General features: G+C 63.8%; 16 protein-coding genes. 13 read left to right on the top strand and 3 right to left on the bottom strand.

Annotated features, from left to right (window positions below; translation table 11 throughout):
• Nucleotides 1-636: 636 nt before the first annotated feature.
• The 5 genes from dnaA (at nucleotide 637) to J6524_RS34310 (ending at nucleotide 7352) form a co-directional block, all read left to right on the top strand.
• A complete protein-coding gene (gene dnaA / locus J6524_RS34330; RefSeq protein WP_225678335.1) occupies nucleotides 637-2067 on the top strand; it encodes a chromosomal replication initiator protein DnaA in 1431 nt (476 codons plus the stop codon).
• A 362-nt stretch (nucleotides 2068-2429) separates the two neighbouring features.
• A complete protein-coding gene (gene dnaN, locus J6524_RS34325; RefSeq protein WP_225678334.1) occupies nucleotides 2430-3548 on the top strand; it encodes a DNA polymerase III subunit beta in 1119 nt (372 codons plus the stop codon).
• A gap of 47 nt (nucleotides 3549-3595) precedes the next feature.
• Nucleotides 3596-3883: a GIY-YIG nuclease family protein gene (locus tag J6524_RS34320; RefSeq protein WP_225678333.1), complete on the top strand. Its 288-nt coding sequence runs from the start codon at nucleotides 3596-3598 to the stop codon at nucleotides 3881-3883.
• 46 nt (nucleotides 3884-3929) lie between these two features.
• The gene (gene recF / locus J6524_RS34315; RefSeq protein ID WP_225678332.1) at nucleotides 3930-5069 is read left to right on the top strand and encodes a DNA replication/repair protein RecF; all 1140 of its coding nucleotides are present in this window, start codon (nucleotides 3930-3932) and stop codon (nucleotides 5067-5069) included.
• A 126-nt stretch (nucleotides 5070-5195) separates the two neighbouring features.
• A complete protein-coding gene (locus tag J6524_RS34310; RefSeq protein ID WP_225678331.1) occupies nucleotides 5196-7352 on the top strand; it encodes a hypothetical protein in 2157 nt (718 codons plus the stop codon).
• Between the two features lie 6 nt (nucleotides 7353-7358).
• Here the strand turns inward: J6524_RS34310 and J6524_RS34305 are convergent, their stop codons facing one another.
• Nucleotides 7359-9239, bottom strand: a complete 1881-nt coding sequence (locus tag J6524_RS34305; RefSeq protein ID WP_225678330.1) for an acyltransferase family protein — start codon at nucleotides 9237-9239, stop codon at nucleotides 7359-7361.
• A 336-nt stretch (nucleotides 9240-9575) separates the two neighbouring features.
• Between J6524_RS34305 and gyrB the strand changes: the two genes are divergently transcribed.
• The 4 genes from gyrB to J6524_RS34285 all read left to right on the top strand — a co-directional run bounded on the left by gyrB (nucleotide 9576) and on the right by J6524_RS34285 (nucleotide 15380).
• Nucleotides 9576-12011: a DNA topoisomerase (ATP-hydrolyzing) subunit B gene (gene gyrB / locus J6524_RS34300; RefSeq protein WP_225678329.1), complete on the top strand. Its 2436-nt coding sequence runs from the start codon at nucleotides 9576-9578 to the stop codon at nucleotides 12009-12011.
• Between the two features lie 12 nt (nucleotides 12012-12023).
• Nucleotides 12024-13319: a UDP-N-acetylglucosamine 1-carboxyvinyltransferase gene (gene murA / locus J6524_RS34295; protein ID WP_225678328.1), complete on the top strand. Its 1296-nt coding sequence runs from the start codon at nucleotides 12024-12026 to the stop codon at nucleotides 13317-13319.
• Nucleotides 13320-13503: 184 nt separating this feature from the next.
• Nucleotides 13504-14910 (top strand): MATE family efflux transporter, encoded by a 1407-nt coding sequence (locus J6524_RS34290; protein WP_225678327.1) that lies wholly within the window; start codon nucleotides 13504-13506, stop codon nucleotides 14908-14910.
• A complete protein-coding gene (locus tag J6524_RS34285; RefSeq protein WP_225678326.1) occupies nucleotides 14907-15380 on the top strand; it encodes a DUF2867 domain-containing protein in 474 nt (157 codons plus the stop codon). Before J6524_RS34290 ends, J6524_RS34285 begins: the two co-directional genes overlap by 4 nt.
• A gap of 54 nt (nucleotides 15381-15434) precedes the next feature.
• On the opposite strand, the gene J6524_RS34280 is transcribed toward J6524_RS34285, so the two are convergent.
• The gene (locus J6524_RS34280) at nucleotides 15435-16538 is read right to left on the bottom strand and encodes an FUSC family protein (protein ID WP_225678385.1); all 1104 of its coding nucleotides are present in this window, start codon (nucleotides 16536-16538) and stop codon (nucleotides 15435-15437) included.
• Nucleotides 16539-16665: 127 nt separating this feature from the next.
• Between J6524_RS34280 and J6524_RS34275 the strand changes: the two genes are divergently transcribed.
• Nucleotides 16666-18036: an MmgE/PrpD family protein gene (locus J6524_RS34275; protein WP_225678325.1), complete on the top strand. Its 1371-nt coding sequence runs from the start codon at nucleotides 16666-16668 to the stop codon at nucleotides 18034-18036.
• Nucleotides 18037-18178: 142 nt separating this feature from the next.
• Here the strand turns inward: J6524_RS34275 and J6524_RS34270 are convergent, their stop codons facing one another.
• Complete coding sequence (locus tag J6524_RS34270) at nucleotides 18179-18361, bottom strand: hypothetical protein (protein ID WP_225678324.1); 183 nt, start codon at nucleotides 18359-18361, stop codon at nucleotides 18179-18181.
• A 316-nt stretch (nucleotides 18362-18677) separates the two neighbouring features.
• Here J6524_RS34270 and J6524_RS34265 point away from each other — a divergent pair, with 316 nt between their 5' ends.
• The 3 genes from J6524_RS34265 to J6524_RS34255 all read left to right on the top strand — a co-directional run.
• Complete coding sequence (locus J6524_RS34265; protein WP_225678323.1) at nucleotides 18678-19595, top strand: pirin family protein; 918 nt, start codon at nucleotides 18678-18680, stop codon at nucleotides 19593-19595.
• A 68-nt stretch (nucleotides 19596-19663) separates the two neighbouring features.
• Nucleotides 19664-20620: a phosphoribosylaminoimidazolesuccinocarboxamide synthase gene (locus J6524_RS34260; RefSeq protein ID WP_225678322.1), complete on the top strand. Its 957-nt coding sequence runs from the start codon at nucleotides 19664-19666 to the stop codon at nucleotides 20618-20620.
• A gap of 33 nt (nucleotides 20621-20653) precedes the next feature.
• Nucleotides 20654-21783, top strand: a 1130-nt coding sequence (locus J6524_RS34255) for an integrase core domain-containing protein (protein WP_225678321.1), incomplete at its 3' end; no start/stop codon positions are given.

Genomic DNA, 21783 nt, shown 5'->3' with positions numbered 1-21783 from the left:
TCGGCGGCGGTGTGCGCGTTAGCGACGCTTTCCAAGCGAAGCTGAGTTGGCAGCTCATAGCAATATGGGGACGGTAGTTCTGTGTCTAAATTTCCCGACGTGGCGCTCAGTATCAGGCGCGTTCCGGACAAGGGGAATAAGATGCTTGCTGACGAAGCAACGATTGGGAACGCGAAGCTCGTGAACGTGTTGAAGACGACAGACTGAGGTACGCGGCGGCGCAGCGTCGAACTAAGCGGACGTTCGGTGGCGGCAGACTGGCTTTGAAACACTGGTGATCTGATTGCTCGTCGCGCGTTTTCGCGGCGAGAGGGGGAGGTACTATGCATTACGGAATCAACGCGACATTCAGCACGCTCATTTCCATCGCAACCATTTCAGAATCCCTGAGCAATCTTTTCAGCCGTCCCCCCACGCGAGCTCCGGGTAGACCGTCGAGTACGCACTGACCTCACGGTAGCTTTCTCACTCCATCCAGCCCTTGATCTGAGCAACGGCGATTCCGCCGAACGCCTGATCTTTGTCTGGTGACTGAAAAGCGCCGCTTCGAGGTCTCGTCTGGCAGGAAACCTGCAAGGGGCCGGTCAGTCGATTTCACAAAAAGCAACATTACTCATTCAGAAAAGTTCTCAGGCAATGACAAATACGGAACAGGATCGCTGGTCGCGCGTGAAGGGACGGTTGCGGACGAGTGTGGGCGAGGACGTCTACACCAGCTGGTTTGCGCGCATGGATCTTGAAGGCGTGCAGGACGAAGCCGTGCATCTGTCGGTGCCAACGCGTTTCCTCAAGAGCTGGATCCAGGCGCATTACGCTGACCGCGTCCTGACCTGCTGGCAGGCCGAGATGCCGGAAGTGCACCGGATCGATCTCACCGTGCGCTCTGCGATGCGGTCGACGGCACCCGCCAAGGACGCAACCGCGCCGGCCGAGCAGCGCCGCATCGAGCAGGCCAACGGCCGGCCCGCGCCTGAGCTGCGCGCGACCGCGACGGCGCCGGTATCGGCCAGCCATGATGCGCTCGGCGGCTCGCCGCTCGACCCGCGCCTGACCTTTGCAAGCTTCGTGATCGGCCGCTCCAACACGCTGGCCCACGCGGCGGCGCGCCAAGTCGCTGAAGGACGCCGTGGCGATCCCGTGATGTTCAACCCTCTCTATATTCACGCCGGCGTCGGCCTCGGCAAAACTCATCTGTTGCAGGCGGTGACATGGGCCGGCAATTCCAGCGGCGAACGCAAAGTGCTCTATCTCACGGCCGAGAAGTTCATGTACGGCTTCGTCGCCGCGTTGAAAACGCAGACGGCGCTGGCGTTCAAGGAAGCGCTGCGCGGCATCGACGTGCTCGTGATCGACGATCTGCAGTTCCTGCAGGGCAAGTCGACGCAGGCGGAGTTCTGCCACACGCTGAACGCCCTGATCGATGCCGGCCGCCAGGTGGTGATCGCCGCCGACCGTCCGCCGTCGGATCTCGAGAGCCTCGACGACCGCGTGCGCTCGCGGCTGGCCGGCGGCCTCGTCGTGGAGATGGGTTCGCTCGGCGAAGAGCTGCGGCTCGGAATACTGAAGTCGCGCGTGGCGGCCGCCCGCGCGCATCACGCGAGCTTCGACGTGCCGGAAGCCGTGCTGGATTATCTGGCCCGCACCATCACCCATAACGGCCGCGACCTCGAAGGCGCCATCAACCGCCTGCTCGCTCACTCCAAGCTTAACAACCAGCCGGTGACGCTGGAGATGGCCGAGCGCGAGGTGCGCGACCTGATCCGTCCGCAGGAACCCAAGCGGATCAAGATCGAGGACATCCAGCGCGTCGTCGCCCGTCAATACAACGTCAGCCGTTCGGATCTCTTGTCCTCGCGGCGGACGGCGAATGTGGTGCGGCCGCGTCAGGTCGCGATGTATCTGGCTAAGACGCTGACCCTGCGTTCGCTGCCCGAGATCGGCCGCCGGTTCGGCGGACGCGACCACACCACTGTGCTGCATGCCGTGCGCAAGATCGAGGCACTGGTGGCGCGGGACACGGCGCTGTCCGAAGAGGTCGAGTCGCTGAAGCGGCAATTGCAGGAATAGCGCGAGCAGCAATAGAGGAACAGGGTAAGACTCCTCTGGACCTGCCCCTCCGGGATTTTGCTCCTCCCCAACCTCTCCCGCCCCAATCCAATCGAAGTCGGATTTATCCGACTTCGACAATTCTAATGCCCAACTCGGGTAAACCCGAGTTGGGGGGCGGGAGAATTTTTTTCTGCCGCCTTTTTCCGCCAAATATGGGGAACGCCCCGCCCCCTCCCTTGCACCGGCCGGCCATCCGCGCCACCTTGCGGACCCCCCGGGGGTTTGATCAAATCCGATCCTGATCCGGCTTTTCGGGTTTCCAATGCCGCGGCGCTGCCTTTCCAGGCCGCCCGGCTTTTCCATCTCTGGCGGGTATTGCAATGAAGGTCACCGTCGAACGCGCGCAACTGCTGAAATCGCTGGGTCACGTCCATCGCGTGGTCGAGCGCCGCAACACCATTCCAATCCTCGGCAACGTGCTGGTCCGCGCCGAAAACGCCAGGCTGTCGCTGAAGGCGACTGACCTCGACCTCGAGGTGACCGAAACGCTGGCGGCGGAAACCGCGACCGGCGGCTCCACTACGGTGCCGGCGCACATGTTCTACGACATTGTCCGTAAACTGCCCGACGGCGCCCAGATCGTGCTGGAAGCCGACGGCGACCGCTCGGTGCTGGCGATCCGCGCCGGCCGCTCGCGTTTCACGCTGCAGACCCTGCCCGAAAGTGACTTTCCGGACCTTGCCGCCGGCGACATGACGCATTCCTTCGCGCTCGCCGCCTCCGAAATCAAGCGCCTGATCGATCGTACGCAGTTCGCGATCTCGACCGAAGAGACCCGCTACTACCTCAACGGCATCTATCTGCACACCGCCGGCAGCGCCAAGGCCGCAACCTTGCGCGGCGTGGCGACCGACGGCCATCGCCTGGCGCAGATCGATCTGGCGCTGCCCTCCGGCGCCACCGGCATGCCCGGCGTGATCGTGCCGCGCAAGACGGTTGGCGAGGTGCAGCGGCTGATCGAGGACAATGAAGCCGAGATCAAGATCGAGCTGTCGCAGGGCAAGATCCGCTTCACCCTCGGCAACGTCGTGCTGACCTCGAAACTGATCGACGGCACCTTCCCGGACTACGGCCGCGTCATTCCGCAGAACAACGACAAGGAACTGATCGTCGACAAGAAGGATTTCGAGGCGGCTGTCGACCGCGTCTCGACCATTTCCAGCGAGCGCGGCCGCGCAGTGAAGCTCGCTTTGTCCTCGGGCAAGCTGGTGCTCTCGGTAACCAATCCAGATTCCGGCAGCGCCACCGAAGAGCTGGAGGTCGAGTACGCCTCCGACGCGCTCGATATCGGCTTCAACTCGCGCTATCTGCTCGACATCGCCGCCCAGATCGAAGGCGAAGTCGCCGTGCTCCGCCTCGCCGACCCCGGCTCTCCGACACTGGTGCAGGACAAGGACAACAAGGGCGCGCTCTACGTGCTGATGCCGATGCGGGTGTGACCCCCAACTGTCATTGCCGGGCTTGACCCGGCAATCCATCAAACCAAATGACCTATTGGGTATACATCCTCGCCAGTAAACCAGGTGGCACGCTGTATGTCGGCGTAACGAACAATCTGGTTCGGCGCGTGTACGAACATCGGGAAGGTCTGGCGGACGGCTTTACGAAGCGATACGGCGTTAAGACGCTGGTATATTTCGAAGCGCACGAAGCAATTGCGACAGCGCTTCAGCGTGAAAAGAACATCAAGCATTGGTCACGCGAGTGGAAAATCGATCTGATCGTCGCGGGCAATCCCGACTGGCGGGACTTGTACGAAGATATTGTCCGCTAGCGCGGACGATGGATTGCCGGGTCAAGCCCGGCAATGACAGGGTATCATGATCCCCTCTCGCATCCATCGCCTCTCGCTCACGCACTTCCGCAACTACCGCGCGGGAAGCGTGCAGACGCGGGGCGACCTCGTGGTGCTGGTGGGGCCGAACGGCGCCGGCAAGACCAATTGCCTGGAGGCGATCTCGTTTCTGTCGCCGGGGCGCGGCTTGCGGCGCGCCACGCTGGAGGATGTCGCCGACAACCAGGGCGACGGCTCCTGGGCGGTCGCCGCCGAGGTCGAAGGCGCGCTGGGGCTTGCGACGCTTGGCACCGGCATCGACGCACCGGCCGCGGACGGGGCTTCCACCAGCCGGCGCTGCCGGATCGACCGCGAGCCGGTGGGCTCGGCAAGCGCGTTCGGCGACCACTTGCGCATGGTGTGGCTGACGCCGGCGATGGACGGGCTGTTTCTCGGCGCGGCCTCCGAGCGCCGCCGTTTCTTCGACCGCCTGGTGCTGGCCATCGACAGCGAGCATTCCAGCCGCGTCTCGGCGCTGGAGCGCTCGTTGCGTTCGCGCAACCGCCTCCTCGAAGTGCGCAACTACGATGACCATTGGTGCGACGCGATCGAGCGCGAAACCGCCGAGCTTGCGGTCGCAGTCGCTGCCACGCGCGGCCAGACCGCAACGAGGCTGGCTGCGATGCTCAGGGAGCGCGGCGCGGCATCCGCATTTCCCTCGGCAGAGATCATGCTCGACGGCTGGATGGAAAATGCACTGGTCAACGAGCCCGCCACCGCCGTCGAGGATCGCTACCGCGAGATCCTGCGCGCCAACCGCGCGCGCGACGCTGCCGCCGGTCGCACGCTTGACGGCCCTCACCTCACCGACCTGCAGGTGATCTATGCGCCGAAGAACATGCCGGCGCGCGACGCCTCTACCGGCGAGCAGAAGGCGCTCCTGATCGGCCTCGTGCTGGCCCACGCCACTCTCGTCGCCGAGATGACCGGCATCGTGCCGCTGCTGCTGCTCGATGAAGTCGTCGCCCATCTCGATCCGAACCGGCGCAAGGCGCTGTTCGACGAGCTCGCAAATCTCGGCGCGCAGGTCTGGATGACCGGCGCCGATCCCGCGGCCTTCGTCGATATCGGCACGAACGGCGAGATTTTCGACGTCGAATCCGGCCAGGTCCGCCGTCGCGCCTGAACCCGCAGATGGGGCCGGATTGAACCAAATCCCCCTTCGCGGCGACTAGTTTTCGGAAATGGCGTCAATGATGCCGCGGCCCTTTTGCGGTCCTGCGGCCGGCGCCGACAAATACCGGAGACGCAAATGTCTGAGATCGCGCGCGGGATCGTCCCGGCCGGAAAACGCCTGCTGCCGCTGCTCCTGCTGATCGCCGCCAGCGCCCCGCTTGCCGCGCGAGCCGATAACGCCATCGTCGACGTCCGCACGCTGCCGCGTCTCGAAGGCGCCTTCGAGGATACTTCCCGTGCGCAGTCGCACAATCTCAGTTACGTCGTTCCGACGGCGGTCCCGGTCACCACCGCCGCCATCAAGAAGCTGCTCGCTGCCGACGGCTGGGTGCAGTTCCTAAGGCCGCTTGACGAGAAGAGCAGTTCGATCACCTTCAAGAAGGCCCAGCAAGGGCTGCTTGTATCCTTCACGCAGGGCCCTGGCCGACCTGACCAGTCGGTGGTGAACTACATTTCCGAGCGGATCTCGGCCAATGTGCCGTTCCCGCCCGATGCGGCCGACGTCGTCTTCGATCAGCATCGGCCTTATCTCGGCTGCGTTGCGCCGCTTGCACTCGAGGCAACGCTGGATTTCTTCCGCACCGAAATGGCCGCGATCGGATGGAAGCAGCTCACCGCAGCTGACGTCGCCGCGCGCTGGCCCGGCGCCGAATTCAACGAGATGGTCGAGAACGGCGTCCGCGCCTATTACAGCCATGCCGATGGCGATGGCTTCTACCGCCAGCGGCCGGTCATGCTGACTCTGCAGCGCCGGGGCGACGGCCGGACCGGCGTGGAAATCCGCGTCGCGCCGTTCGCGCTGCAAGGGCTTGAAGCCGATTCCGAGATGGCCGGCCTGCCGCGTCCGAAGCCGACCAAGACAGCAAAAAGTCTCGGCGGCTCCAATTCCGATCGACGCCAGCTAGATGTCGCCGTCATTGCCGAGCTTCCCGCAACGCTCGCCTTCTATCGCCGCGAACTCTCAAGCCGCAACTGGCTGGAAGAGACAGCCGGTGCGACCGTTACGCCCGACAATGTCACGCTGAACTTTTCCTCGCCGGAGCAGACCGCGACGCTGAAGCTCAGCCGCAAATACGACCTGACCCTCGTCAGCCTCACGACGCAGATGAAGGAGGCGGCGCTCGCCGCGCGCGCCCGAGCGAAGAAGGAGGCCGACGAAAAATTCATGAAGGACGCCGCTGATATGGCAAAACAGGTGATCGCCGCCGACGAGGCGCGACGGGTTGCGCAAGCCGCCAATCTGTCGGATGCGCCGCTGCGTGCACTCGCCGACAGCACAACGCCGGTGCCGCTGCCGGAGAATGCGGAGAACGTGAAGTTCGACGGCGCCGGGGGCCGGCTCGAATTCAATTCCGCCTCCAGCGTGAGGACGGTCGCGGCGTTCTACCGCGGCTCTCTCACCGCGCAAGGCTGGAAGGAAAAGCCGTCGATCATCAACCAGCCCAATATGGCTGTGATGGAATTTTCCAAGGGCCGCAAGACCCTATCGCTCACTGCGATGCAGATGGGTCCCAGGGTCCGCGTCAGCGCCGACGGATCGGCGCTGGTGATGGCAAACGCACCGGAAAGCGCGAAAACGTCCGGCGCTTCGGCAGGCAAGACCATCGCGGAGGCGCTCGAGCCCGATCCTGATTCGGCCTTGCCGGTGCCGAAGCAGCGCACCATGACCTCGATCGGCACCGGCAAAATGCCCGGCAGCGACGCCCCGCTCCGGCGAGAGCTCGAGGCCAGCATTCCTGCCGAACTGAACTCGGTTCTCGTCTTCTACCGCAGCGAGCTCGGCAAGCGCGGCTGGCAGGAGACGACGGAGGGCGCCATTACGAAACCCGACCAGGTGCGATTGGCGTTCACCTCGCCAGACGGGCCGGCGACATTGAAACTCGGCCGCAGGAACGGCGAGCCGATGGTCAATCTCGCGCAGAAATATCCGGCCGCGGCGGCGAAGGCGGACGTCGTTCCGAAGCCAGGCCAGTCCAAGCTGATGTTCGGCAATGTCGGCAAGAGCGACGCCACGATCTCCATCAACAAGCAGACGATCAAGGTCGCGGCCGGCGCCGGCGGACCGCAACCGTCGAGGCCTCCGATGATTGATCTGCCGCCGGGCAAATACCAATATGCGCTGAAGATCGCCGGCGGGCCGGCACGCAATAACCAGATCGAGATCGGCGCCGGCGACACTTGGGGCGTGATGATCGGCCCCGGCGGCGACGTGCTGCCGCTGCAGATGTATTGACCGCGCCTATTTCGGCTTGCTCGCAGGTGCCTCGCCTCCGAGCAAGCGATCGATGATCGATTCGACCAGGAATACCGATCCATTTTCGGTCAGGTGGACCTGATCGCTCGCGGTGAGATCGCCCGCCGCATCACCAATGCGCGTCAGGCAACCCTCTGCATTGCAAAGGATGTCGGAAGCGGAGATGAATTCCGCGCCGAGCGGCTCGAGCCTCGCGCGCATCAGGGCGTCATAGGCGCTGGGCGCTTTGCCAATGGGCGAGCGCTGCGGGATCAGTGCGCGATGGAGCATGAAATGCCCGAGCACCTCGGAAGGAAGCCCACGCTTCCACAGCGGAACGCCACCGAGCACGACGACGCGCGCATTCGTCTGCGTTTTCAGCGCGGCCACGGTCTCGGCCACATTGTCGAGATGTTTTTCCCAGGTGCCATGCAGCAACACAATGTCCGGCCTGATCTGCCGGACCATCGCAAAGACCTTGTCGTTCATGGCGCGGCAATTTGGCGTGCCCGCAATGTCGGCGTTCAGCGCCGGGATGCAGGAACTGGAGGTAAGCTGGGCAATGCCGAAGCTGCGCTCCTTCTGGGCCTGACGCAGACCGGGCAGCAGCGCGCCGGCTGTTGAATCGCCCCACATCAGGATCAGCGGACGCCGATCGCGCTCGACGCAGGTATCGGCGAACGTCGTTTCGCGGCTGAGATCGAGCAGGCATTCGTGAAACCGCCATTTGAAGCTGTCGGTCGTCACGCTGGCCATCGCGCGGATTTCCGGCGGCAAGCGGAACTCGAAGCCGCGCCCCCAAATAACGGCAACGCCGGCGAACGCGATCATCGCCATGCCGCTGCCGAGGCTCACCATCTTGCGCCGGCTCGGCAGGCCGAAACGGAACGGCGTTTCGACAAAGCGGTAGGTCGCCCAGGCCAGGAGCGCCAGCAATATTACTTCCCGTTCCGGCAGCGTCAGCGGGCCGAATTTGACGGCCGCGCCGAACACCAATAGCGGCCAGTGCCAGAGATAGAGCGGATAGCTGATCAGTCCGATCCACACCAAGGGCGGGCTTGCCAGCACCACGCGGTTTACCCACGCCGCCGGCGCAGACAGCAGCAGCGCGGTGCCGGCGACCGGCAGCAGCGCCCACCAGCCCGGAAAGGCGCGCTGGCCGTCGAGAACAATGGCCGCCACAGCGATCAGCGCCACGCCGAGAAAGGCGCGCCGATTGCTCCCCACGCTGGAATGACTGACGTTGATCCAGCCGCAGGCCAGCACTGCGCCAGCCAGCAGTTCAAACGCCCGCGTGACCGGCAGATAGAAGGTCGCGACCGGATTTGAGCCGATCAGCGCGACGTTGAGCAGGAAAGACCCGACGCCGAGCACGGCAGCCATCGCAACAATGCTCATGCGCAGCCGCGCCGCGAGCATCAGGAGCAGCGGCCAGAACAGATAAAACTGTTCCTCAATGCCGAGCGACCACAGATGCAGCAGCGGCTTCTTGGCCGCTTCGACGTCGAAATAACCGGCCTGCAGCAGCAGCGCGATGTTGGCAAGGAATGCGGCGCTGGCAAACGTATCGCTGCCGAGCTGGGCAAAGGCAGACGGCAGCATCCAGAGCCAACCCAGCACCAATGTCGCGCCGAGCACCACGATCAGCGCGGGGAAAATGCGCCTGATGCGCCGATTGTAGAATTCGACCAGGCTGAAACGGCCGAGTTCCAGTTCGCGAGCGATGATGCCCGTGATCAGAAATCCCGAAATCACGAAGAACACGTCGACGCCGATAAAGCCGCCCGGCATGGCGTCCGGAAACGCGTGGAAATTCAGGACCAGCATCACTGCGATGGCCCGCAGGCCGTCGACGTCAGGCCGATATTTTGTTGAAGGCGAAGACAATGAAGAGCTAACCCGGGATCGCGACGAACGGCGGACAACGACCACAGGCTGCCGCGCTTCCTCTCTCTAGCAGGTCTGCGCGCGTCTGCCATTTCCAGCCGCGCGAACCCTGAAAAATCGGTCTGTCGGAGCCTTGGAATCATGGCTCGAATCGCGCTTTTCGAGGCCTGCGGAATCGGCCCTTGAACACCTTGAAAAAGGGTAAAAAATCACTAGTTATTCAAAGACTTGCTGAAGGAGAGATTGCGCTAGGCGCGATGCCTCTTTCATGGCACAAATAGATCAATCAGCGCCTCATATTGCGCAGCTGATTCGGGACATCCTCGAAGGCCTCACATGACAGAACCTGCCCGGCAGACCCCTGCCGAAACTGAGCATCCCATTGCCATCGAATATGGTGCGGAATCGATCCGGGTGCTGAAGGGCCTCGACGCCGTACGCAAGCGGCCGGGCATGTATATCGGCGACACCGATGACGGTTCCGGCCTGCATCACATGGTCTACGAAGTCGTCGACAACGCGATCGACGAGGCGCTCGCCGGCCACGCCACGCGCGTCGAAGTGATCCTGAACGCAGACAATTCCGTGACCGTGCGCGACGACGGCCGCGGCATTCCCGTCGACATCCATAAGGGCGAAGGCATCTCCGCCGCCGAGGTCATCATGACCCAGCTCCACGCCGGCGGAAAGTTCGACCAGAACTCCTACAAGGTTTCCGGCGGCCTGCATGGCGTCGGCGTCTCCGTTGTCAACGCGCTGTCGAGCTCGCTGAAGCTACGGGTGTGGCGCGACGACAAGGAACATTTCGTCCAGTTCGCCCACGGCGATTCGCTAGCGCCGCTGAAGGTGGTCGGTGAGGCCAAGGGCAAGCGCGGCACCGAGGTCACCTTCCTTGCCTCGCCCGAGACCTTCAAGAATATCGAGTATGATTTCGCGACGCTGGAACACCGGTTGCGCGAGCTCGCATTCCTGAATTCCGGCGTTCACATTATCCTCTCCGACATGCGTCACGCCGTCGAGAAGCGCGAGGAGATGCGCTACGACGGCGGCGTCGAGGAGTTCGTCAAATATCTCGACCGCAACAAGAAGGCGATCGTGCCCGCGCCGATCATGGTGCGATCGGAAGCCAACGGCATCGGGGTCGAGGCCGCACTGTGGTGGAACGACAGCTACCATGAAAATGTGCTGTGCTTCACCAATAACATCCCGCAGCGCGACGGCGGCACCCATCTCGCCGGCTTCCGCGGCGCGCTGACGCGCCAGGTCAACGGCTATGCCGAGGCCAATGCGAAGAAGGAAAAGATCGCGCTGACCGGCGACGATTGCCGCGAAGGTCTCACCGCCGTGCTGTCGGTGAAGGTGCCGGACCCGAAGTTTTCGTCGCAGACTAAGGACAAGCTGGTGTCCTCGGAAGTGCGCCCGGTAGTCGAGAACGTGCTCAACGAGGCGTTGGCAGCGTGGTTCGAAGAGCATCCGACCGAAGCGAAGGTGATCGTTGGCAAGGTGATCCAGGCGGCCGCCGCGCGCGAAGCCGCCCGCAAGGCGCGCGAGCTGACGCGCAAGAGCCCGCTCAGCGTCTCTTCGCTGCCCGGCAAGCTCGCCGACTGTCAGGAAAAAGATCCGGCCAAGTCGGAACTGTTCATCGTCGAGGGCGACTCGGCAGGCGGCAGCGCCAAGCAGGGCCGCAACCGCGAATTCCAGGCCGTGCTGCCGCTGCGCGGCAAGATCCTCAACGTCGAGCGCGTGCGCACCGACAAGATGCTGTCTAGCGAGCAGATCGGCACGCTGATCACCGCGCTCGGCACCGGCATCAGCGACGATTTCTCCGCCGACAAGCTGCGTTACCACAAGATCATCGTGATGACGGACGCCGACGTCGACGGCGCCCATATCCGCACGCTGCTATTGACCTTCTTCTACCGGCAGATGCGCGAACTGATCGACCGCGGCCACCTCTACATTGCGCAGCCGCCGCTCTATAAAGTGACGCGCGGCAAGTCGGAGCAGTACCTGAAGGACGAGCGCGCGCTGGAAGATTATCTGATCTCGGTCGGCCTTGACGAATGCGTATTCAAGCCCGGCACCGGCGACGATCGCGCCGGCCGCGATCTGCTCTCTTTGGTAGAAGACGCCCGCGTGATCCGAAGTGTGCTGCGCAACTTGCACAGCCGCTACAATCGAAAAGTTGTTGAACAGGCCGCCGTCGCAGGCCTGTTTGGCAGGGATATCTACACCAATCCGGAGAACGCCGCCGCCGCCGCAGAGTACATGACCCGGCGGCTCGACGTTCAGGCCGAGGAAGTCGAGCGCGGCTGGAGCGGACATTTCGAGGAAGGCCAGGGCTTTGTATTCGAGCGCACGGTGCGCGGCGTGAAAGATGTCGCCATCATCGATGATGCCTTCCTTGGCTCGGCCGATGCGCGCAAGCTGCACGAATACCGGGAGAAGTTGCAGGACGTTTATGCGCGTCCCGGCAAACTCCGCCGCAAGGATACCGAGACGACAATTTACGGCCCCGTCGATCTGTTCGAGGCCGTGACGGAAGCCGCCCGCAAGGGCGTCGCACTCCAGCGCTACAAAGGTCTCGGTGAAATGAATCCGGACCAGCTCTGGGAAACCACGCTCGACGTGAACGAGCGTTCGCTGCTGCAGGTGAAGATCAAAGAGGTCGACGAGGCCGACGACATCTTCACCAAGCTGATGGGTGACGTGGTCGAGCCGCGCCGCGAATTCATCCAGGATAATTCGCTCAGCGCCAACGTCGACGTGTGAGGCGAGGAACGCGTGGGGCCCATCCAATACATCGTTGAAGGCGGCCACCGGCTTGCGGGCACGATCGAGCCGTCCGGCAACAAGAATTCTGCGTTGCCGATCATCGCCGCTGCCCTGCTCACCGAGCATCCGGTGACGCTGCAAAACGTACCACGCATCCGCGATACAGAGACGCTGGTCGAATTGATCCGCTCGGTCGGAGCCGCGGCCGAATGGAAGGAGCGCAATACGCTGACGATCCACGCCAGGGATGTTCGCGCCGCCGATCTCGATCCCGAACTCTGCGCACGGATCCGCGCCTCGATCCTGCTGGCCGGGCCGCTACTCGCCCGCTGCGGCGAGGTGGCGCTGCCGCCGCCTGGCGGCGACGTCATCGGGCGCCGGCGTCTCGACACGCATTTCCTCGCTTTCGAGCAGCTCGGCGCCACCGTCACCGCCACTCACCGGCTGGAATTCCGCGCATCGCGCCTGAACGGCGCCGACGTGTTCCTCGACGAGCCCAGCGTCACCGCCACCGAAAACGCGCTGGTTGCGGCGGTCGCCGCCCACGGCACCACTTATTTGCGCAACGCCGCCTCCGAGCCGCATGTGCAGGACCTCGCGCATTTCCTGGTCGCGCTCGGCGCGAAGATCGAGGGCATCGGCACCAACACCATCATCGTGCATGGCCCGGCGACGCTCGGCGGCACCAGCTATTCGATCCAGCCCGACCATATCGAGGTAGGCTCCCTGATCGGGCTTGCCGCGGTGACGCGCTCGCCATTGCGCATCGCGAAGGCCGGCGTCGAGCATCTGCGCTCGATCCGGATGGGGTTTGAGCGGCTCGGCATCGTCTGCGGCGTCGAGGGCGACGACCTCATCGTGCCCTCCGGGCAGACCATGAAGATCCACGATGATTTCGGCGGTCACGTGCCGAAGCTGGAGGATCAGCCGTGGCCTGCCTTCCCGGCCGATTTGATGTCGATTGCGATCGTCACCGCGACGCAGTGCGACGGCGTGATCCTGATGTTCGAGAAGATGTTCGAGTCGCGAATGTTCTTCGTCGACAAGCTGATCTCAATGGGCGCCCGCATCGTGCTGTGCGATCCGCATCGCGCCATCGTCGCCGGCCCGAGCCGGCTGCGCGGCGCGCCAATGACCTCGCCGGACATCCGCGCCGGCATGGCCATGCTGCTGGCGGCGGTCGCCGCCGAAGGCACTTCGACCATCAACAATGCCGACCAGATCGAGCGCGGCTATGAGCGTATCGAGGAGCGGCTCAACGCGCTCGGCGCGAAGATCACACGCGTGCCGGCGCGAATCGGTTGACCGACCCTACGCAGCGTCACTTTTTCGACCCTCAGCGGTGCTATAGCGTTTGCGAACGAAGCAAGCCCTCGGCTTGTTCGTGGGTAGATGCGGGTTCGCGTATGGAAAACGCGTCAAGAAGAAATGAATTTGAACTTGATCGGTTCTGATTCAATCGGAACCGATCATGCTCTAGGCTGTTGCGATGACCTCGCTGGACAAGATTGAACGCGCAGCCGTTGCGCCGCGCTCTTCTGCGGCTGTCCCCGGCCGTCACCTCGCGATTGAGCTCGCCGAGACGCTGAAGCTCGCCGTGCCGCTCGCACTGACGCAGCTCGGACAAATCGCGATGATGACGACCGATCTGGCGTTCATCGGTCGGCTCGGCAGCGAAACCGTGGCTGCGGCGGCACTCGCCCATACGGTGTTCTTCGTCACCTTCACGTTTGGCATGGGGCTGGTATCAGCCGTAGCGCCGCTGGCGGCGCAGGCTTTCGGCGCTCGCGATCCGCGCATGGTGCGGCGCGCATTGCGCGTCGGCTTGTGGGCGGCGCTGTTGATCGCACTGCCGCTGATGGCACGGCCATTCCGCGGCGAGGCGATCCTGATCGCGCTCGGCCAAGCGCCGACCGCCGCGGGGCTCGCGCAGCAGTACCTGTTCGGACTTGCCTGGGGCATCCTGCCGGCGCTGTGGTTTATCGCGATCCGCGGCTTCATGAGCGCGGTAAACCGGCCCGAGCCGGTGCTTTGGATCACGCTGGCCGCGATCCCGGCGAACGCGCTGCTGGTCTATCTGCTGCTCTATGGCAAATGGGGCCTGCCCGAACTCGGACTGTTCGGCGCGGGCCTTGCGACCAGCATGGTCAATCTCGGTACGTTTCTCGCCGGGCTGTGGTTCACCGCGCTGCGCCAGCCGTTCCGGAAATATCACGTGCTCGGCAACATCTGGCGCATCGACTGGCCGTTAATGGCGAAACTCGCGATCGTCGGCGCGCCGATCTCGCTGGCGTTTCTGCTGGAATACGGCCTGTTCGGCGCGGCCGGCCTGCTGATGGGTCTGATCAGCACCACAGCACTCGCAGCGCACCAGATTGCACTCCAGATCGCAGCCATCCTTTTCATGGTGCCGTTCGGAATCAGTATGGCAGCGACCGTGCGCGTCGGTCATGCGGTCGGGCGCCGCGACAGCGACGCTGTCAGGCGCGCAGGTTATGTGGCGATACTTCTCGGCGCGACGTTCATGGCCACGATGACGCTCGCCGTGATCCTTGGGCGGTTCCTGATTGCCGAGCTATTCCTCGGCGAAGCCGTCGACGCGACCGCGACGCTGACGGCAACGCTGCTCCTGATTGGCTCCACCTTCTTTGTCGCAGACGGTATCCAAACCATCGCCGCCGGTGCGCTGCGCGGAATGAATGACACGCGCGTACCGCTGCTATTCGCCACCTTCAGCTATTGGCTGATCGGATTTACTTCCGCCTGCGCACTCGCGTTCTGGACATCGCTTGGCGCGAGCGGCGTCTGGGTCGGATTGTCGATCGGCACCTTTGTCTTCGCCACTCTGCTCATCTTGCGGTTCCGGCTGCTGGCGAGCAGAATGGCGCCTCCATGACCGTCCGCGAGGTTACACCTGCCGTCGATGCCGATGCGTTGCTCGCCGGCGCGCAATTCGCTGACGCCTTCTGTATCGAAATCAGCGACCCAGATCTCGACGCCCGCCGCGCCGCGGAGCGCATGATGGCGCGGCAGCCGCGATGGGCCGAGGCGCTACTGTCGCTGCGCAATTTGCTGGTCGCGCCGCTCGGACTGAAAACGTCGGGCTCTAGTCGTAACGCGCCTCGCGACATGATCGGGATCTTTCCGGTGGTGAGCGAGACGCCCGATCGCCTCATCGCCGGCTTCAACGATCGCCATCTCGACTTTCGCGTCGTGGTGGATGTGACCACGCCGAACGGTGTCAAGCAGGTCACTGCCACCACGCTGGTCAAGACACACAATTGGCTCGGCCGGACTTATCTCGCGATCATCATGCCATTTCACCGGCTGATTTTGCCGGCGTTGCTGCGCCAGGTTGCGACCTAAAGGCCTGGCACACCCGGATCCGGGCCCCGACTCTGATTTAATCGAGATCGGGCTCTAGACCTTCGCCCCAGCCGGCTTCTCGCCCCAGTCGGCGCGGCAGCGATCCAGATCGTTCAGATTCTGGCGCATTTGTTCCAGCGAAAATCCAAGTGCGAAGAACCGTTCCGCGACATCGACGGGCACGCCGCGGATCAAACCTTCGGTCCGTATTGCAGCGACCTCCGCAGCATAGGCCTGTAGCGCCGCCTCGACTGGCCGGATGTCAACGGCACCGCTGCCGTTTCGCAGGGATGCGGCTGCCGATCGCATATAGTCGACGATCGCCTTGCTGACATCGGCGAGCGGTCGCGCCAGCCTTGCCTGCACATTTGCCGGCAGCGGCACGACGCTGGCGCGGCCGATCATGACAACATCATGGCGCAAGCGCTGGATGGTGCGCAGCAAGGGCCCGGTATCCGGGCCCGAAGACAGGTACGCCGCGCGCTCGCGCTCGGCTTCCAGGCCCATAACGTGGAGGTTGGCCAGCGCCGTGCCGAGACCACCCTGGATACGGTGCAGGGCGTCATTGTCGAGCCCGCGCGTCAGCCCGGCGAGCAATTCGGCAAAGGCGGCAGCCAGCAGTTCCAGAATCTGAGCCGAATTGATGCGGATCTGGCTGATCGCGCGCGACGGTAATACGAGGAATGAGACCACAAGCCCGGTGAGCGCGCCGACGGTGACTTCAAAGAGCCGGTCGATTGTGGAGTCCACGGGATTGGCATGGTTCATCGCCGGAACCAGCAATACGATCACGGCCGTTACCGTGGCGGCGCTCAGGCTGGGATTGATGGCGCCAATGAACGCCAGCGGCGCAACCGCGAGCACCAGCAGCGCCAGCAATCCACCCTCGCCGGAATGCGGGATCAGTATCGCAATCGCACCGCCATAGGCCGCGCCGCCGATCGTGCCGAGCATGTAATCGCGCGTTGCCTTCAGCGAGCGGCCGACGCTCATCTGGGTGACGATGAGGGAGGTCAGCACCGCCCATAATGGCAACATCAGATGCAGCGCTCTGGCGATCGCATAGGCGGCGACCGCGGCAATCGCGAGCCTGACCGCAAGCGCGAGTTGCGCCTTGTAGCCGTGGAGCGATCCAAGCATGCGTTTTGCGAAGGCCATCATGCGCCGCATTCCAGAAACTGCACGCCGCGCCTGTGCTAGACGAGGCACGGCAGGTCCGCGACGGGAAGGCGCCTTGAAAGGTCAATTCGCTCCGCCTACCCTCCCGGCAAAACGAGGAAACACGATGGCCCAGGAAACCGCAACGCTCGCCGCCTATGTCGCCGACCTGAAGTTTGCCGACATTCCGCCGGAGGTGCTGGAGCGCGCCAAGGTCCTGACGCTCGATTTCCTCGGCAGCACGATCCGGGCGCGGCGTGACGCGGAATCCACCCCCTCACTGCTCAAGATGTTGGAAGCACTGGCGCTGGACGGCAAAGGCGAGGCCACGGTGTTCGGCGATTCCAAGACCTGGACGCCCGCGGTCGCCGCGCTGCTCAACGGCGCGCTCGGCCATTCCCTTGATTTCGACGACACGCATGCGGACTCCTCGCTGCATCCGAGTGCGCCCGTGGTGCCAGCGGCGTTTGCGGTCGGTGAAATGGTCGGTGCATCGGGACGCGACGTGCTGACCGCGATCGTGGCCGGCTACGAGGTGTGTTGCCGGCTCGGCAACGCCCTCGATCCAACCTCACATTATGCGCGCGGCTTCCACCCCACCGCGACGGCAGGAACTTATGGTGCAGCGGCAGCCGCCGGCAAACTGTTCGGCCTCTCCAGGGATCAACTCATCTCCGCTTTCGGCGTTTCCGGCAGCCAGGCCGCGGGCTCGCTGCAGTTCCTGGTCAATGGCGCCTGGAACAAGCGCTATCAGGTCGGCGCCGCCGCGATGAACGGCGTAATCGCCGCCACGCTGGCGCGCAACAATTTCGTCGGCTCGACCGAATCAGTCGAGGGCAAGCATGGCCTGCTCGTCGGCTATAGCGATGATGCCCATCCCGACAAGGCAACCGCAGGCCTCGGCAAGACCTATGAGACGCTGAAAATCGGCGTCAAACCCTATCCGAGTTGCCGCTATACCCATGCCGCACTCGATGCGCTGATCGCGATGCGGCGCGAGCACAACCTGACACCGGACCAGATCAAGCGGGTCGAGATCGGACTGCATCGCAACGGCATCACGCTGACGGGCGATGCCGCCACCAAGCGACATCCGACCTCGATCGTCGGCGGGCAGTTCTCCATGTTCTTCACCGGCGCGCTGGCGCTCGATCAGGGCAGCTTCGGCTGGGATGATTATAAGCGGCTTGGAGATGCCGCAATCAACGCGCTCGCCGACAAGTTCGATGTGGTGCAGGACGATCGGCTCGAGATCGGCCGCACCCATCCGTTTGGGGCGCGCGTGTCTATCACCACCGACGAGGCGGTGCATGAGCGGCTCTATGCCGATCCCTCAGGCGAGCCGGATACGTTTCCGGACGCACAGGCAATGCAGCAGAAGTTTCTCACGCTCGCCCGCCCCGTGCTGAACGGCCGCGCCGATCAGCTCGCCGATGCGATCCTGTCGCTCGAGAGATTCGATCGCGTCGAGAAGGCCACGCAGTTGGGTCGGCAGTAGACGAAACGCGATTGAGACGGGTGAGGGGAACATCTCGCATTGGCTTTTGCGGATCTCCTCATTCGGCGGACTACGTCTGTCGATCAGCCCCTCCAACGATCGCGCAACGTCACCCAACGTTTCATTGATCTTGCCGAATAAATCAACTTCGCCATCCCTCCTCGCCCCCAATCGCCGCGCGACGGCTTGCGAAGGCGCGTTGCTGGATTCGATGCAGCGCCCAGTGCCCCGATATCACCGCGGCGTTACGCCATCCGCTGATCTCGGTCGTAATCGCCTTGCCGTCGGGCGTGATGAAGCACGCGGCATCGGGATCGGACAGCATGGCCGTATTCGCGGCAACGTCGTCGCTGCGCCATGGCCGCAGGATCAGGCGCGCAGTCTCAATGAGGGCAATCGACCTTCAGCAATTTTGCGCCGGGCTTGAGCGGTGTGATCATCGGTTCATCATCCTACGTCGTCCCTGCGAATGCAGGGATCCATAACCACCGTTGTTAACTGTTGGAGATGATATCTGCCATTGCTGCCAAACGATAGGACACGGGGTATGGGCCCCTGCGTTCGCAGGGACGACATGCTGAGGCATTTGAACGCAATCCCGCAATTCCTGCTATAATCGCCGCAAACTTCAAGGAGCCCCCATGAGCTGGCAGCCCTCCAACGATCCCGTGCTCGGCGATCCCAAAACCTGCGATGCCCTCGACCTCATCATCGTGCCGCGCACCCGCGATCTCGGCGACGGCTTTGCGGTGCGGCGCGCGCTGCCGCATGGCAAGCGGCAGATGGTCGGCCCCTTCATCTTCTTCGATCATTTCGGACCGGTGCAGTTCATGGCTGGCAAGGGCATGGACGTGCGGCCGCATCCGCATATCGGACTTGCCACCGTCACCTACCTGTTCGACGGCTCGATCATGCACCGCGACAGCGAAGGCAACATTCAGGAGATCCAGCCCGGCGCCATGAACCTGATGACGGCGGGGCGCGGCATTGCGCATTCCGAGCGCACCCCCGACGTCCAGCGCCGCCAGGGGCAGAAGATGCTGGGCCTGCAAAGCTGGATCGCGCTGCCCGCGGCCTCCGAGGAAATCGCGCCGTCGTTCCAGCACTATGCCGCCGAGGCATTGCCGACGGTCAAGGAGAGCGGCTTCACGGCCCGCATCATCGCAGGGAGCGGCTTCGGCGTGACATCGCCGGTCAGCATGGTCTCGCCGTGGTTCTATACCGAGGTGACTGCGGAGGCCGCCACCTCCGTGCCGCTCGATCCTGACCATGAGGAGCGCGCGATCTATCTGGTCGACGGCGAGGTCGAAATCGCCAACGAGCGCTATGAAGGCCCGCGCCTTCTCATCTTCCGGCCCGGCGACCGCATCACTGTGAAGGCCGTGCGGCCGACGCGGATGATGTTTCTCGGCGGCGACGCCCTGGAAGGGCCGCGCCACATCTGGTGGAATTTCGTATCCTCCAGCAAGGAGCGGATCGAGCAGGCCAAACAGGACTGGAAAACCGGCCGGTTTGCCGCCGTTCCGCAAGAACATGAGTTCATTCCGCTGCCGGAGTGAGCTATTGCTCCGCCTACTCATTGCATCTTCGCGCCCGCGCGAGGCTGCCTGTTCGAAAGCCTGACCTGATGAACGCGATGCTCGCCAGCGATCTGCCCCTGCCCCGGATCGGCCGCGGCAAGGTGCGCGATATCTATGCCGTCGGCCACGACCGCGTTCTGCTGCTCACGACCGACCGCATCAGCGCGTTCGACGTGGTGATGGCCGAGACCATTCCGATGAAGGGCGCGGTGCTGACGCAGATCAGCGCCTGGTGGTTCCGCCAGCTCGAAGGCGTAGTGCCGCATCACATGATCAGCGCCGATGCTGACGAGATCATCCGCAAGGTGCCCGCACTGAAGGATCATCGCGCCGACATTCTCGGCCGCGCGATGCTGTGCAAGCGGACCACCGTCTTTCCGGTGGAATGCGTGATCCGCGGCTATATCTCGGGCTCCGCCTGGAAGGAGTATGCCGCATCAGGCACGCTTGCCGGCGAGCAGCTCAAGCCCGGACTGGTCGAAAGCGAGAAGCTGGATGTGCCGATCTTCAGCCCGGCGACCAAGGCCGAGACCGGCCATGACGAGAACATCACTGTGGCGCGGGTACGCGAGATCGTGGGCGACAATGTCGCCGAGAAGCTCGAGAGCATGGCACGCACCGTCTATAATTTCGGTGAGCGGATCGCCCGTCATCACGGCATCATCATCGCCGACACGAAATTCGAGTTTGGCCGCGCGGCGGACGACCGCATTATCCTGATCGATGAGGTGATGACGCCGGACTCCTCGCGGTTCTGGGCCGCCGACGTCTACAAACCCGGCCGACCGCAGCCCTCCTTCGACAAGCAGCCGCTGCGCGATTATCTCGACGCCGAACGAAAGGCCGGTCGTTGGAACGGCGACGCCCCACCGCCGCCGCTGCCCGACAGCGTGGTGGAGGCGACGAGCCAGCGCTATCTCGAAGCGTATCGCCGCGTGACCGGGGATGAGTTGCAGGTCCTAACCGGCTACATGGGTGACAGAATAGACCGACGACATGGGTAACAGGTCAACTGATCGGCAAGGAGGGCCTTGCCGATGGGACTTGGGGGAACCTGTGCCGTGGAAGAGCGGATGCGCTTTGTGATGGCGGTTGAGGAGCGGCAGGAGTCGTTTGCAGCGATTTGCCGGCGGTTCGCGGTGAGCCGGAAGACCGGCTACAAGTGGCTCGAACGTTATGAGGAAGAGGGCATCGCGGGCCTGTCGGATCGCACGCGCGCCCCGCATCATCATCCACACGCGATTGCCGAGGATGTTCTTGAGCAGTGCCTTGCCGTGCGGCAGGCGCATCCGAGCTGGGGACCTGTGAAGGTGCGCGCCTATCTGGAACGGCGCCATCCTTCCAAGGGTTGGCCGGTAGCGAGCACGATCGGCGCCTTGTTCGATCGCGAAGGATTGACGGTCAAGCGCAAGCTGCGGCGGCGCAGCCCGCCCTCGAGCGCGCCGTTTGCGCATTGTGGGGCTGCCAACGACGTCTGGTGCATCGACTTCAAGGGCTGGTTTTTGACCGGCGACGGCAGCCGTTGCGAACCGCTGACGCTCAGCGACGCCTGCAGCCGCTATCTGTTGCGCTGCCAGGCGCTGGCACGCACCGACACCGAGCATGTGTGGCCGATCCTCGATGCGGCATTCCGCGAGTTTGGCCTGCCGCTTTATCTGCGCTCCGACAATGGCTCGCCGTTCGCCTCACGCGGCGCGGGTGGGCTGTCGAGGCTGTCGGTGAAGCTGATCAAGGCGGGGGTCACGCCGGAACGCATTGCACCGGGCAAGCCGCAGCAGAACGGGCGGCATGAACGGATGCATCTGACATTGTTGCAGGACACGGCCAATCCGCCGGCACGAACCCTGCGCGAGCAGATCAAGCGCCTGCAGGCGTTCCAACGTCTTTACAACGAACAGCGTCCGCACCAGGCGCTCGACAACGCCACGCCGGCCGATCGCTATGCAGCTTCTCCGCGTCGCTACGACGGCGTGCTGCGCGAGCCCGGCTATGGCGTCGACCACCGCGTCCGGCGCGTGCGTCACAACGGCGAGATCAAGTGGAACGGCAGCACGATCTACATCAACGAGGCTCTCGTCGGCGAGCCGGTCGGCCTGGCCGAAGACGACGCGGGATGCTGGACCGTCAGCTACGGGCGGATCGAGCTCGGCGTGATCACTCACCGCGG

The sequence above is a fragment of the Bradyrhizobium hereditatis genome, assembly GCF_020329435.1.
In the GTDB taxonomy this organism is placed as follows: Bacteria; Pseudomonadota; Alphaproteobacteria; order Rhizobiales; family Xanthobacteraceae; genus Bradyrhizobium; species Bradyrhizobium hereditatis.
The sequence above is the reverse complement of the archived record's forward strand: the minus strand, read 5'-3'. Positions and strand labels throughout refer to the sequence as shown.